13 protein-coding genes are annotated in these 14,644 nt (G+C 54.5%); 1 reads left to right on the forward strand and 12 read right to left on the reverse strand.

What is annotated here, in order from left to right; translation table 11 throughout:
* Positions 1 to 319: 319 nt before the first annotated feature.
* The 12 genes from NR121_RS23345 to NR121_RS23405 all read right to left on the reverse strand — a co-directional run bounded on the left by NR121_RS23345 (position 320) and on the right by NR121_RS23405 (position 13,403).
* Positions 320 to 610: a hypothetical protein gene (locus NR121_RS23345; protein ID WP_054820336.1), complete on the reverse strand. Its 291-nt coding sequence runs from the start codon at positions 608 to 610 to the stop codon at positions 320 to 322.
* Entirely contained in the window at positions 607 to 1,095 is a 489-nt protein-coding gene (locus NR121_RS23350; protein ID WP_256846982.1) for a tyrosine-type recombinase/integrase, read from the reverse strand. Before NR121_RS23350 ends, NR121_RS23345 begins: the two co-directional genes overlap by 4 nt.
* Before the next feature lie 310 nt (positions 1,096 to 1,405).
* Positions 1,406 to 1,600 (reverse strand): hypothetical protein, encoded by a 195-nt coding sequence (locus NR121_RS23360; RefSeq protein WP_054820335.1) that lies wholly within the window; start codon positions 1,598 to 1,600, stop codon positions 1,406 to 1,408.
* A gap of 159 nt (positions 1,601 to 1,759) precedes the next feature.
* Positions 1,760 to 3,298 (reverse strand): glutamine-hydrolyzing GMP synthase, encoded by a 1,539-nt coding sequence (gene guaA / locus NR121_RS23365; protein ID WP_062409916.1) that lies wholly within the window; start codon positions 3,296 to 3,298, stop codon positions 1,760 to 1,762.
* 197 nt (positions 3,299 to 3,495) lie between these two features.
* Positions 3,496 to 5,889 carry a transglutaminase-like domain-containing protein gene (locus NR121_RS23370; RefSeq protein ID WP_062409917.1) on the reverse strand — a complete coding sequence of 798 codons (2,394 nt, stop codon included), beginning with the start codon at positions 5,887 to 5,889 and terminating at the stop codon, positions 3,496 to 3,498.
* Positions 5,870 to 6,886, reverse strand: a complete 1,017-nt coding sequence (locus tag NR121_RS23375; protein WP_235594167.1) for a DUF58 domain-containing protein — start codon at positions 6,884 to 6,886, stop codon at positions 5,870 to 5,872. The genes NR121_RS23370 and NR121_RS23375 overlap by 20 nt, the downstream gene beginning before the upstream one ends.
* 287 nt (positions 6,887 to 7,173) lie before the next feature.
* Entirely contained in the window at positions 7,174 to 8,148 is a 975-nt protein-coding gene (locus NR121_RS23380; protein WP_062409919.1) for an AAA family ATPase, read from the reverse strand.
* A gap of 109 nt (positions 8,149 to 8,257) precedes the next feature.
* Positions 8,258 to 9,676 (reverse strand): polysaccharide deacetylase family protein, encoded by a 1,419-nt coding sequence (locus NR121_RS23385; protein ID WP_082660883.1) that lies wholly within the window; start codon positions 9,674 to 9,676, stop codon positions 8,258 to 8,260.
* Between the two features lie 483 nt (positions 9,677 to 10,159).
* Entirely contained in the window at positions 10,160 to 10,627 is a 468-nt protein-coding gene (bcp, locus tag NR121_RS23390) for a thioredoxin-dependent thiol peroxidase (protein WP_062409920.1), read from the reverse strand.
* 134 nt (positions 10,628 to 10,761) lie between these two features.
* Complete coding sequence (locus tag NR121_RS23395) at positions 10,762 to 11,547, reverse strand: ABC transporter permease (RefSeq protein ID WP_054820247.1); 786 nt, start codon at positions 11,545 to 11,547, stop codon at positions 10,762 to 10,764.
* A 7-nt stretch (positions 11,548 to 11,554) separates the two neighbouring features.
* On the reverse strand, positions 11,555 to 12,349 hold the full coding sequence (locus tag NR121_RS23400) for an ABC transporter permease (RefSeq protein WP_062409921.1): 795 nt from the start codon (positions 12,347 to 12,349) through the stop codon (positions 11,555 to 11,557).
* Positions 12,342 to 13,403 carry an ABC transporter ATP-binding protein gene (locus tag NR121_RS23405; protein ID WP_062409922.1) on the reverse strand — a complete coding sequence of 354 codons (1,062 nt, stop codon included), beginning with the start codon at positions 13,401 to 13,403 and terminating at the stop codon, positions 12,342 to 12,344. The genes NR121_RS23400 and NR121_RS23405 overlap by 8 nt, the downstream gene beginning before the upstream one ends.
* 192 nt (positions 13,404 to 13,595) lie before the next feature.
* Between NR121_RS23405 and NR121_RS23410 the strand changes: the two genes are divergently transcribed.
* A complete protein-coding gene (locus NR121_RS23410) occupies positions 13,596 to 14,633 on the forward strand; it encodes an LCP family protein (protein WP_062409923.1) in 1,038 nt (345 codons plus the stop codon).
* The last annotated feature ends 11 nt before the right edge of the window (positions 14,634 to 14,644 follow it).

The raw sequence follows: 14,644 nt of genomic DNA on the forward strand, positions 1-14,644 counted from the left end.
AGGTATATCGGTTCCGTTTTTCCATAGCTTCATTATAACTTATTTATCACTCTCCCGTGTCTCAACCGGGAGCATTATACTTCCGGCGTTTCCTGCTTCGCGGCTTGCCCAAAGTGAGCCTGGAGGTCGGGTGGCTTTCCCTTGCCCATAATTTATTAAAGTGGGCGGCGATGAACCAAAAAGATCGAGTAGGAGAGTACGTATAGCCCCCTACTCGACCTTTTTTTCTGTATGGAAACGAGAAGTTAAGAAAACAGGGCCGTCCCTGCGTAGTTAAAAACTACTTATGGGACAGCCACCATTTTTATGATTCGAGTATTCAGACAGCTTCATTCGAGGTGACAATCGCTGATTGTAGCGTTTGTGTGAGTGTATTCGACAAGACACTCTTCGCAAGCCTCACATGGAGCAGTTCAGTTTGACAAGTAACTTCTGCCGAATGTACCGTCATTAATATATCTTCAATGGTCAGTAAATGAAGATTAGATACGCCGCGCTTATGAACCAGCGTCAATAACGCTGTAATTGCTTCTTGATATGTTTCGATCTTGTAAACCAGATCATCTTCTTCGCGAACAAGCTGTTCGTACTTTTGTCTTTCCTCGCTCATTTCATGCCCTCCAGCTCGAAGGACTCTAGCAGAGCATTTCTTTCCGCTCTCAAACGCCCAATTTCGGCTCTTATGGCTTCTCTGCGTTTTGGCAAGGTATTTGCCTTGGAGTGTTCTAAAGCAAGCTTACAATGGCGCTGAGCAATCTTTAGCGAGCTTTGGGTAGTGGCATCGTCAAGTTCAATGTTAAGCCTCGTCATTTTAACCCCTTCCACTGAACCTTGTTTTATCTTCACTCCATTAAGAGGACTATGTAATCGACCAATATGTAATATATCCTCCTGCTCTAATCCCCTTAAATACTTTGAAGTAATTTGAGTATCAAAATGACCCATCAGCCTGCTCATGTACTTCCGCATGATATTGCTAATGTACACCAGACGTTGTTTAGAGCCTTTTCCGTGAATCAGAATGTGCCTCCGAACAATATCATCATTCTTGATGTTGCATAGCTCAGAAACCCTTATACCCGTGTCAAAGAGCATGATAAGAATAAGCTTATCGCGTACATTGGAATAAGTCTCTTCTTTGAGGTTCTTTTAGAATTTTGTTGATGCGGGAGCGGGATAATTTTACTGCCAACTGTGGTCTAGGAAGTAGTAATCCTCGATTTCATCCTGTAGCCTTTTCTTGAACCTTTCCTGTTTTAATGACCGTCTTTTCTTCTTTTAGGTTCTTAATCCTCCGCATGGGGTTACTTTGCTCATCAATAAACTCCTCACTCACCAAGTATTGGAAAAACACTTTTAACGTGGCTATGTTGTTATTGATCGTTCTGTTGACTTCCCTTCCGACTCATTGACGTTCCTGTATGTATTTCTTGATATGAAGCTGTGTCACTTCTTCAACCTCAGAAACACCCAACTCTTTAACCGTAAACCTTTGCCACCTGTTCAAGCGGAACACACAAAGATCAACGTATCTCTTTTCCCTACCCAAAATTTCTTGGTTAAGCTTGAAATCTTCAATCAACTCATGGATTTTTGTCATAAAAAATACTCCCTTCTATTTGCTAAACAACGCAGATAAAAGAGAGTAATTTTTTGCACTCTATTGTTGCAGGTGAACTCGAACTTTCAATACCGCCAACGCTGGAAACCCTTGTGTATCAAGGCTTCCAAGCGATTGACGGCGTTGAATTTATCCCGTTTACTCCCACTCGATCGTCGCCGGCGGTTTGGAAGTAATATCGTACACCACGCGGTTGACGTTATTGACTTCGTTCACGATGCGGGTCGAGATTTTCTCAAGCACATCCCACGGAATGCGCGCCCAGTCCGCCGTCATGCCGTCGATCGACGTGACGGCCCGGATGCCTACCGTGTAGGAATACGTGCGCGCGTCGCCCATGACACCGACGCTCTTCATGTTAGGCAGTGCGGTAAAGTACTGCCAAATTTCACGGTCAAGCCCGGCTTTGGCGATTTCATCGCGGAGAATCGCATCGGATTCGCGCACAATCTCCAGCTTCTCTTCCGTCACCTCGCCAAGCACGCGAATCGCAAGTCCCGGACCCGGGAATGGCTGGCGCCACACGATCTCCGCCGGCAGGCCGCACTCTTCGCCGACTTTGCGCACCTCGTCCTTGAACAGCGCCTTTAACGGCTCCACCAGCTTGAACTTCATATCTTCCGGCAGGCCGCCTACGTTATGGTGCGACTTGATCGTTTGCGCCGTAGCCGTACCGCTTTCCACGATATCCGTGTACAGCGTGCCCTGCGCGAGAAAAGCGAAATCGTCGAACCGCGCCGATTCTTCTTCAAATACGCGGATAAACTCATTGCCGATGATTTTCCGTTTTTGCTCCGGATCGTCCACACCGCTCAATTTTTTGAGGAACCGCTCGCGGGCGTCGATTTTGACGACTTTCATATCAAATTTGCCGACGAACGTATCCATAACGCTCTCCGCTTCCCCTTTGCGAAGCAGGCCGTGATCAATAAACATACAGGTCAGCTGATCGCCGACCGCTTTATGGATCAGCATCGCTACGACGGAAGAATCCACGCCGCCGCTCAGCGCGCAAAGCACCTTCTGGTCGCCCACCTGCTCGCGGATATCGCGCACCGCATCTTCAATGAAGGTTTCCATGCTCCAGGTTCCTTCACAGCCGCAGATATGGAACAGGAAATTGCGAATCATTTCATTGCCGTAGACCGAGTGCCGCACTTCCGGGTGGAATTGGACGGCGAACATTTTTTTGTCCGGATGGCTCATTGCCGCGATCGGCGCATGCTCGGTGCTCGCATCCACCACGAACCCTTCCGGCGGCTGCACAACAAGATCGCTGTGGCTCATCCAAACCGTCTGTTTCTTGTCAAGACCGTGCACAAGACCGCAAGAGTCAGCAAAATCAACCTCCGCCTTGCCGTATTCCCGTTTCGAAGCCGGCTCCACCTTGCCCTGCAGCTGATGAGCCATCATCTGCATTCCGTAGCAAATGCCCAAGATCGGCACGCCAAGCCCGTAAACGGCAGGATCCACCAGCGGGGACTCCTCCCCGTACACGCTGGCGGGACCGCCCGAGAAGACGATGCCTTTGGGCTGCAGCTCGCGGATTTTGTCAACCGGGGTATTGTAAGGCAGCAGCTCGCTGTACACGCCCAAGTCGCGGATCCGGCGCGCGATCAGCTGGTTGTACTGTCCTCCGAAGTCGAGCACCACAATAATTTCATTAGGTTTTTCCATGATAAATAGGTTCCTCCTGCTTGTATCGTTCCTTTTTCAATGAACCTAATTATAAGCTTACGCCGGTTAAAGGGCAATGCCTGTCCTCCAAAAGTCGTGTCAAAACGTGGACAAACATGTCTCTGCCTTACCTCAAGCTTTCAAAAGCAGGGAAAAAAAGCCTGCGTCCATTCCGCTCCGGAACCGGAGCTTCTTGGTTACAGGCTTTGCTTCAGGCGACGCCAGGCTTCGGCAAGCGTGTGGCGCGTCACGACCGTGTCCCGATGGTCCGGATCGGCGTAATGCAGCGTCTCCAGCTGCTCAGTCAGCCGGAGTAAGGCGATGCGCTGCGTTTCGGTGCGGCAGCGGCGGGAACTCGCGTACTCACGGAGGGTCATCGACGGCAGCGCACGCCCGTACGAGCGCTGCAGACGACGCCACATCCGCTCGCCCAAGCGCAGCAGAGCCGCGCGGCGCCAGCTGTGAACGGCGATAGAGATTGAGTCCGAAGATGAGGCGAGCGTGCCGGCTTTTTTTGTCCACATGTGGATAAGCAGCATAAGAGCCGCTATTCCCGCAGCAGCGATCCCCAGGGATAACTTCCCCCATAAGCTTATCCCCGGTGTGGACAGCAGCATGCGGATGGATGCCCAAACCGCGTTGAAAGCTGTGGACAAGCCGCCATAAACCGCGCGTGCCGCGGACAGCAGGGAGTCAACTCCGTGAAGCGTCCGCTCCCAGACCCCGCCGCCGCTTTCCGAAGGCGCTGCCGCCGCGGGGGATGCGGCCGTTCCCTCGCTGCCGGCTCCGCCGGATGCGGGAGTCGGCTCGAAAGGAACCCACCCGACAGAAGGAAAATATACTTCCGCCCAGGAATGCGCATGGTTTTGCCGCACCTGTACGGTATACCGCTCGCTGCCGGCCTCCCCGTCGACCGCCAAAACCTCGCCGGGCGTAAACCCCTTGACCCACCGGGCAGGTACGCCGACGGAGCGGAGAAGCACCACCATGGCGGTGGAAAAGTGGTCGCAGTAGCCGGTTTTTTGCTCGAACAAGAACCGGTCCGCCGCATCTTCCTTTTCCTGCACCGCTCTAGTCTCATGAAGACTGTAAGTGTAATGTTCACGAAGGTAGCGCTCAATAGCCTCCGCTTTGGCGTAAGGAGAGGACTCCCCGCCCGCGATGCCCGCAGCCAGCTGCTTCACCCGCTCCGGAAGCGAATCAGGCAGCTGCAGAAACCGCTCTTCGATCTCGGGAGGATAGGAAGGATCCACTTCGTTTAACAAAGCTCGAAGAGCCGTTCGGTCCGCAGGGACCAGCGACTCGATCTCATACTCGGCTAAAGGATCCGTCATAACCGGAATCATGATCCGCTCCGACCACAACTGTCTCCAGACCAAATTCACGGGAATCGGCTGTCCTCCGGCCGATTGCAGAAATTGCACCCGGATGAGCTCGCCTCCGGCAAACAGTTGGTGGTTCAGCCCTTCATCCTGGATCCGGATCGTTTGCCTAACGGGCACATAGTACGCATTCTCCGCGGGAGCATCCGGATCCCATCCCGGGGGATCGGCCAAGTACTGCACCATCAGGCTATCCGGCTGGGTCCAACCCTGCCCGGTATAATAACTCTTGGCTTCTCCCCGCCAATAGGTAAGCCTTGGGGTCACGGCGATAAAGGCAGGGCTTTGGTCAGGCTGCAGCGGCTGTCCGAGCCGGGTATCGTCCGAGCCGTAGCCCGTGCGTCCGGTGTTCGCCATGACCGCGGCATGCCTTTGGTTCCAGGCCTCGCTGTGGAACCGCTCTTCGAATTCCCGGATGTACCGGGACCAGTCAAGCTCGCGCATCTCTTGCGGATGCAGCAGCGTGCCAAGCCAGCCCACAGCCATGCAGGCTGCGGTCAGAAGCAGACCGGCCAGCGGTGCGGCGGAGCTCTTCAGCGCAGCATCCCGCGCCTCAGGCACCCGGGCTTTAGAGGAACCATCGGCGGCCGCCTCCAAACGCCAATCATACCATCTTCCCTGCTGAAGCAGCCCTTGAAGCAGCAGGCTGACTCCCGTGCAGCGCAAAACGGCCGGGAACATGTCGATGGTGAAAAACAATTGAACGAAAGCCAAAAAGAGGATCGTCATCCCCCAAAACCACAGGATCTGCCGCCGCTCCAGTACAAACGTTTGAAGTACGGAGATGAAAAAAGCCCATCCCGTCATAAACAACAGGGTCCGCGTAGCCGGTTCCCATGCCGCCAGATTGCCTTCCAGGCCCTCCGCCGCATCCATCCACAGCTCGCGGCCGAAATCCGCCCACCACTCCAGGGAAGGAACCGCTTGCCCATTGTGCAACCAAGCCGTTATCCCGAGGATCCACAGTGTCTTGAACAGCCATAGGACCCAGCCGGGCAAACGAAGCGTATCTACGGCTGCCAGGAACACAAAGGTGACCGCAAAAGGAGCGATGGAGGTCACCTCGGTGATATCCGCGAGCCGGCGCAGCGGATAGAGCCATTCCAGCAGCAGCAGGAGCATCAGCCCGCTGAGCGCCGCATCGGCCGCCCACGACGCGGGGGCGGAGGCTTGCCGGGCCGCGGCTGGATCAGGTGCCGGATAAGGCATGGCCGGCACCTCCCTTCAGCGGCGCGGCCGGACCATTCGCCGGCGCCAGCGTCACGCGGCAGCCGAGCGACTCGAGCTGCCGCTTCCACGCGTGCACGGGCCCGGGAAGCGCTCCCGGCCCGTGCACGAAGACAACGCGCGCGGCGCCCCGCGGCAGCAGACGCAAGGCCGCAGCCAGCTGCGCGTCGGCGCGGGCCGTGACGAGCGTGACCGCTCCGACGCCGGCCTGCCGGGATTCGCGCAGCGCGAGCGCGGCGAAGGCTTCGGGGCGGGCGCCGCCCCGCGGCACCGCAGCCAGCAGCTGCAGCAGCTCGCCGAAGCGCTCCCGTCCCTGCGCTTCGGCTACACTCCCTTGCCCGTCGCTGACGGCAAGGCGCACGCGCCCGCCCAGCTCGAGCCCTCGCCGGGCAATACCCGCCGCGGCCTCCACCGCCGCCGCCAGCGCAGGATCCGCCCACAGGGCGGCTCCCGTGCTCTCCCCGGCTCCGGCCGCGTCCAACACCACGAGCTGCCGCACGGCGGCGGGCAGCTCCGTCTCCTTCGCGCGCAGCTCGCCCGTGCGCGCGGTGCTGCGCCAGTGGATCCGCCTCAGCGGATCCCCCGGCGCATAAGGCCGAGTGCCGCTCACCTGCGCCGCGGCCGTCCAAGCCTGCGGCTGCCGTACCGGCGGACGCGTCCCATCCGGGCCCGCGCCCGGCTCCGCAGCCACAGCCCCCACCCGGGGCAGCACCCACAGCTGCCCCCCGCCGCCGCTCCTGCGCTCTACACGCAGGAGACCGAAGGCGTCGCTGGCGCGAACGATCAGCGCCTCGCGCACATACACCCCGCGACCGGGGGCCTGGAGGCCGCAGCGCACCACCGTGGTGCGGCCGAATCCCGCCGCGCTCGCACCGCGCAGCGTCATGCGCTCGCCCGTACCCTCATGGACCCAGCGCTCCTCCAGCATCAGCCAGACCCCGGGCAGGACCCCCGAAGCCGTCAACCGGTAAGAAAGCACCGGAGACTCTCCTGCAAGGATACGGAGCCGTTCCCTGAGCTCTTCTCCTCCAGGGCGCTCCAAGCCCCATCCTGCTCCCGGACCGCGGCCCTCCCGCTCCACCCGGATGCCCCGCTTTAACGACGCATACACAAGCACAGCGTACATGAGCAAAGATAACGAAACATAAACCAGAAACCATGCCGTTCTGCCGCCCCAGGACATCGCCCACCACCCTGAAGCCCCCAGAAGGCCGATCATACCCAACAGAACGATTGCGCCGCGCATCACTGCATCCGCCGCCCTTCTCAACCAGCCGCATGCCTGCGGACCGGCACCGGCGCTGCGGAGACCACCGCATCAATAACCGCTTCCGCGGTCAGTCCCCCAAACAGGGCAGAGGACGACAGCATCAACCGGTGCGCAAGGACAGGCACGCTCAGCTCCTTGACATCGTCCGGAATGACATACCTTCTGCCCTGCAGGAAAGCCTGGGCCTGAGAGGCCCGCATCAGCGCAATCGATGCCCGCGGACTGGCTCCGAGCGTTACGTCCGGATGTTGTCTCGTAGCTGTCGTCAGCCCCACAATATATTGCTTGATCGTCTCGTCGACATGGACCGTACGAACTTCTTTTTGCAGTGCCGTAAACTCCTCCTGAAGAATAACGGTACGGATGCGCGACAGCGGAAACGCATCTTCCATCCGGTTGAGCATTTCTACCTCATCCCGAGCGTCAGGATAACCGAGATGAAGCTTTAATAAAAAGCGGTCCAACTGCGCCTCCGGCAGCGGGAACGTCCCTTCGAAATCGACGGGATTTTGCGTCGCCAGAATAAAAAACGGCTCCGGCAGCGGATATGTCGTCCCGTCGACCGTCACTCGCTTCTCCTCCATGGCCTCCAGCATAGCCGCCTGGGTCCGGGGCGAAGTCCGGTTGAGCTCGTCGGCCAGAATGATATTGGCCAGCAGCGGTCCGGGACGATATTCAAACTCGGCGGTCCTTTGGTTATAGACCGAGACTCCCGTCAAATCGGACGGCAGCAAATCCGGTGTGCATTGAATACGCTTGAACCGGCTGTCTATCGTTCTGGCAAGTGCGCGCACGAGCATCGTTTTGCCGACGCCGGGCACGTCCTCCAGCAGGACATGTCCGCCGCAGAGCAGCGCCACAAGCAGCTTCTCGATCACGTTCCGTTTGCCTACGATGACCTTTTCGACTTGATACACAATGCGTTCCAATACCGTATCCGGCGAATCCGGTTGAACTGAGGGCGTCGTCATCTCTCAAAACCTCCCGAAAGTTTCGGCAAGCCGGAAACGCTCCAGAAGCGGTTACAGCCCTATCCTTTCTGCTGTCAACGCCGGACTCCCCGTCTTGCACTCTATGTTTCTAGTATGTCCGGGTTTCAGAGTGTTTAGACAATCCAGCCGTCTCTTTCAGCTGTTGATAGATTCCCCACCAGCTTCCGTATGGTCCCGAGAGAGAGATTCGCACTTCCGCCGTTCCCGGCTCAGCCTCGGCAAGGTAAGCCGTCACCCGGCCGCCGAACAGCTCCAGCGTCTTGCGCAGTGGAACGTACAGCACGCCATCCCGCACTTCCATTTCGGGCAGTGAAATCGTCTGCAGCGCTCCAGCCGGATTTATCACGCGGAGCTCCCTTTGCGCAAAATCGTACTCCGCCTGATAAAGCCCCCTGGTCACGGCAGCGGTCCTGTCCTGTTCTTTCCACTCCACCGTACCGCCCATCAAGGAGGACAGCTGCCGAATCGGAACCAGATAATACCCGTCCCGATAAATCATTTCCGACTTTGCCAGACTGACAGCGGTCCCTCCTGTCTGCAGCCGAAGCCGCTCCGGCCCCGGTACGGCCCCCTCAGCGGCAATCATCGTTTGCGGAGTCTGACGAATATTCGGGAGATCAGACCACAATTTCCCATGCTCCCTTGCGGCCGCAACCATTTGTTCATACTTCTCCCTGCTTACGGTACGCGGCCACTTCTGCTTGCCAAGGGAGAACTGGACCGGCTTCACGCTGGAAGAAAGCGTAGCAAACGCATAGCCTTTTTCTTTAAACAGCCGAATGATCCGCGGCAGCGCTTTTACGCTCTCCTCATGGCCCGGGCCATCATGCATCAGAACGATCAATTCATGACGGAAGGGACCCTTCTCCACCGTACGATAGATGCTCTCCGCCGTCATGCCGGGCCGACGCGCATCCTCACTGTCGATGTTCCAGTCATACACCTCGTACCCCGCCAGACTCAAATAATGATAGTAGAACGCGTCAAAATGGCCGAACGTCCCGCCGGGCGCACGCAATAAACGTGTTCGCTCCCCCGTTTGGTCCGCCAGCACCTTCTCCGTCTTTTGCACCTGATCCCAAAATACACTGAAATCGGAATAAAGCTCCTTATATTTATGATTATAAGTATGATTGCCCAGGACATGTCCTTCTTTCACGATCCGGCGCACCAATTCAGGTCTCTGTTCCGCCTGTTCCCCCAGCACAAAGAAGGTCGCCTGAACCCCCTCGGCCTGCAAAATATCCAGTACCTTGGGCGTCAGCTGGCTTGGTCCGTCATCAAAGGTCAAGTATACCGTCGGGTCCGCCGGCACGGAATACGTTTTTTCGGCTTCCATCCGTTTCCCTGCTTGCAACTGCGCAAATACAGCCTCTTCTTCCCCCATACTGCAGGGCATAGCCCATGCCGTATTCGGAAAGACCGCAAACAACAGCATCAAACAAAGCATCCGTAAAATAACAGGTACAAGTCTGCTGCAGCCAAAAGCACATATTCCGCGCATCATGAGCAATCCCTCCGTACAATCTATTAAAAGTGGCGTTAATAGACTATATGGGAGAAGCGCCCGAATTATGTATATTTATCCTTACTAATTACTATATATAATCAAACTTACCAAACCTTCCACGTTTATATTCTATTCCAGATTTATCCTTGTCGATACACATTTTTATTGAACAAACCGGGCCGTCCCGCATAACGGGAATCGATTTTTCGCCATATACCAGAGCACCGCAAAACCTGATTCATGGGCTTTGCGGTGTTTTGTGTAAAAATGATATATATGTAAATTTACATGTCACAAAAGCATAAAGTAGAGAAAACATACGCGGTTGACCGTTATATAGGAAAGATTGGGGTGAAAAACGTAAGCAGGGAGAACATGGAGTTGAGAAATCTGCCCTATGAAGGTTCTCCCCATACTCCGGGGACAATAGCCGAGCCGTAAGAGATTCAATAAGGTCTGTTCGCTTTACGGAACAATGGCTTATAACGCCTTCACAGCCTCCAGCACCTGCTCCACATGACCTTTCACTTTGACCTTGCGCCATTCTTTTACCAGCCTGCCTTCTTCGTCGATCAGGAACGTGGATCGTTCAACCCCCATGTATTCTTTGCCGTACATTTTCTTAAGGGTCCATACCCCGAACTGCTCACATACCGCATGATCCGGATCGGAAAGCAGCAAAAAAGGCAGCTCGTGCTTCGCCGCAAATTTCTCATGAGATTTCGGATCGTCGGGGCTAATGCCGATCACCTCCACGTTTAACTGCCTGAACTGATCGTTATAATCGCGAAAATGACACGACTCTTCCGTACACGTCGGCGTCATATCTTTGGGGTAAAAGTAAATAACGACCTTGCGGCCACGGAATTGCTTCAGCGACACCCTTTTTCCGCCGCCGGCTTGGAGTGTAAAATCGGGGACGATTTGTCCCACTTCGATAGATGACATGAATGCCTCCTCCTTACAATTTATACAAGCATTATACAGTCTTGGCAGGGCATACTCAACAAACACACCCTCGATCCATTTATTAAGGAAGGCAGGCCGACTGCTTTAGTCCGTTAGCCTGCCCCAACAAAAGCTTATGATCCCGCTCCACGATACCGCTTCACTCCGTAATTCCATACGGTCAGCCCGATGGTCAAGAAGACGGCGCCTACAAGCGGCGTCAGTAAAGCGAACGACCCCCAATTGGCCCGATCCAGGAAATAAGCCGCGGGATAAAAACCTACAAACCCGAACGGCAGCACCCAGGTCAGCATGATATTGATCAGCCGGTTGTAAATGGTCACCGGGTATCTGCCGTAGTTTTGCAGATTCCACAGCATCGGCGTGATGCCGGTCGGCGAATCCGAGAAGAACGACAGCGAAGTGAAGAAAATATAGATTCCCCCGTAGATCATGATCGAACCTGCAACCAACAGGATAAATACGAACGGATCATACCACATCAGTCCAAGATCGAGCCGGCTCCAGGAGTAGCCCATGATGATCAACCCGACCAATGCGTTGAACAAAGACGACGGATCCATATTTTCCAGCATCAGCTGCACCAGATTGTGTGCCGGCCGCGTCAAAATCCGGTCCATTTCCCCTTTGACAATATACCGTTCGCTGAAGCCCCATAGGTTGAAAAAGGTAATAAACAGGCCATAGGGCACCATAAAATAACCGTAGATAAATAAAATTTGCTGCTGGTTCCATTCGCCGATCGCAGCCGTATGCTGAAACACGACCAAAATGAAGAAGAGATTCAATCCGTTAAACAACAGATCGGATACGACCTCCATCCAGAAATCGGAACGGTAGGTCAGCCGGGTTTTCATGTAGTTTTTAAAATAATTGATCAGCAGTCCTGCATAGAACATATGGCACTCATCCCCCCTGCACGAACAGGCGCGACCGCGCGCTGCGCCAGAGTATTAGCAGCGGAAGGATGAGCAGCAGGAACCACAGGATCTGTGTGGCGAACACGCCGTATACCGCACTGCCGGTCACCTTTCCTGTAAAAACGGAACCGGGCAAATAAGTGATGGCCGGGAACGGAAGCAGCTTCATCACTCCTTCCGCCCACCCGGGGAAGAACGAGATCGGCACCACCAGGCCGGAGAACAAGTCGACGGCCACCCGTTTCATGCGCATCAGGCCTTCATTATTTTCAAGAAAAAACGCGCACAAGCCGGTAATGATATTGATTTGGGAATTGATCAAAAAGCTGAAAAACAGCATGATCAAAAAAACAAGCCAAACCTGCGGGTCGGTCGGCAGGCTGACGGGAAACAGCAAGGAAACGAGCACCATGCCCGGAACAGAAAACAGCAGCAGGCGAAACAAGCCTTCACCGAGGCCCTGCATCATTTTGACAATAATATAATTGTAAGGACGGATAAACTGAATGGCTACGCTGCCGTCTTTGATTTCATTGGCGATTTCCCGATCCAGGTTATTAAAATAAAACGCCCGCGCCATCCAGGAAACGGCCACATAAGTGGTCATCTGGGTGACGGTCATCCCGCCCAGCAGCTCCTTCGATCCGTAAATCGCCTTCCATAAAAAGTAGTAGGCGCCAATATTAATGGCATAAATAATAATTCCGCTGTAATAATTGACCCGGTAGGCAAGCATCATAAGAAAACGGATGCGGATGATATCCAAATAAGCGCTATACATGAAGGGTCACTTCCCGTTCATCCGGCTCTTCCTGAGCCTGCCGTTTGACGTCGCTTGAACCCGTTTTGTAAATTTCACGCACGATGTCGTCGGTGTTCGTTTCGACAATCTTGATATCTTCGATATTCATAGCACCGACGACGCGGGCCAATACGTCCGAGACGCCGGTCAGCTGCTGCGGGATCCATACTCTGGCCGTCAGCTCGTTATCCAGCGACCAATTCACTTCCAGGCCGCGGGTCAATGCCTTCAAGCGCTCCAGCGCCACCGGCTCGGCGAACCGCAGGATGACTTCCTTGCCTTTGCCCCAGCGCTCCTTCAGCTCTTCCAGGCCGCCGTCATAGATAATCCTCCCGTCATCCAGCATAATGACCCTTGAGCAAAGCGCTTCAATATCCTGAAGATCATGGGTGGTCAGCAGAATCGTCGTGCCGTACCGCTTGTTCAGCGACTTTAAAAATTCGCGAATTTCGGTTTTCACCACAATATCCAGTCCAATGGTCGGCTCGTCCAGAAACAGGATTTGCGGATTATGAATCAACGACGCCGCCAGCTCGCAGCGCATCCGCTGCCCGAGGCTTAGCTTGCGTACCGGCCGGTTCAGCAGTTCACCGAGCTTCAGCCGGTCTACCAGTTCATCAAGCCTGGCCCGGTAGTCGCTGTCTGAGACACGATACACCTTCTTAAGCAGCTCGAACGACTCAATCACGCCGATATCCCACCAAAGCTGGCTGCGTTGGCCGAACACGACTCCGATACCGCGGACAAACTTTTCTCGTTCCTTATAAGGAATGTAGCCGTTCACCCGAATGTCGCCCGAGGTCGGAACAAGAATACCGGTAAGCATCTTGATCGTGGTCGATTTACCGGCCCCGTTCTCCCCGATATAGCCGCAAATTTCCCCTTGGGGGATTTGAAAGCTGATATCCTTGACAGCCCTGACCTGATGGTATTCCCTGTTAAATAAATCGCGAATCGCTCCTTTTAAGCCTTCGCGGTTCTTTTGCACCTTAAACTCCTTGCGGAGCTCATGAACATCGATGGCCCAACGCATGGCACATCATTCCTCCTGTCAAAAAATGCCGAAGCTTGCAGGGATGGCTCGAAACCTTTTATAATGAATTGTAATAGTTTCCTGCCCTAATTGCGCATGATTCAGCTGTATTGTCTAATCCTATACACGATATGATACACGAACGGTCCGGTTTGGAAAAGCGACGAACCCACAGGAAAGGATTTGATTTCCATGGCACGTGCGGTCAAAAGAATATTCATTATCGCTTTGCTTCTTCTGCTCGCAGGCATTGGCTATTATACATATGCCTTTTTAAATTTCGCGAACAATATTCAAAAATCGGATTCGACAAAATTTGGAGGGCTTTTGCCTAAACAAGTCGGATTGACCGACAATAACGCTCCTCCCAAATGGGAGGGCAAAGAACGGGTCAATATCCTTATTCTCGGAGGGGATTCCCGCGGCGGCAACAACGGGGTGGGGCGTTCCGATTCCATCATGATCGCTTCTATCGACCCTATGACGAAAAAAATGCATTTATTCTCTATTCTGCGTGATACTTATGTGAAGATTCCGGGAGTAGGAAACGACCGTATTAACGCGGCGTATGCGATCGGTGGACCGAATTTGTCCATGAAAACAGCCAGCGACCTGCTCGGGATCCCGATTCAGTATTACGTCATGACCGATTTCGAAGGTTTTATCGCGCTTGTGGACGCCATCGGCGGCATTGAGATCGACGTGGAAAAAGACATGCGTTACAGGGATTCCGCGGACAATCACCAGTATGATATCAACCTGAAAAAAGGATTTCAGCATCTTAACGGAGAACAAGCTCTGCAGTACGTGCGATTCCGCCACGACGCGTTGAGCGATTACGCCCGCACGGAACGGCAGCGCAAATTTCTTAAAGCGGTAGCGGAGAAGATGCAGACGACCGGCTCCCTGATCCGGCTGCCCAAAATCTTAAACAGCATTGACCCGTACATTGAAACCAACCTGACTACTACCGATATGCTGAAGCTGGGAGCTCTGGCTTATGAAGCCAAGGCGGAGGGAATGGTCACCAAGCAGATTCCCCCTGCAGAGCTGCTGGTGGAGAGGCGGGTTGGCGGAGCGGCCGTGCTGAGTGTAGACCGGAACAAGCTGCATTCTTATATGAAGTCACTGTTCGAAGGCCGCGATCCATACGCTCCTGAAGAAAAGCCTGTGACCCAGACCCATGAAGCCCTTGGCAGGGACAAAGGCAGCATGACCAAAAAAGAATAGCGCGTTTCGAT

The organism is Paenibacillus sp. Pae15 (assembly GCF_024519685.1).
GTDB lineage: Bacteria > Bacillota > Bacilli > Paenibacillales > NBRC-103111 > Paenibacillus_G > Paenibacillus_G naphthalenovorans.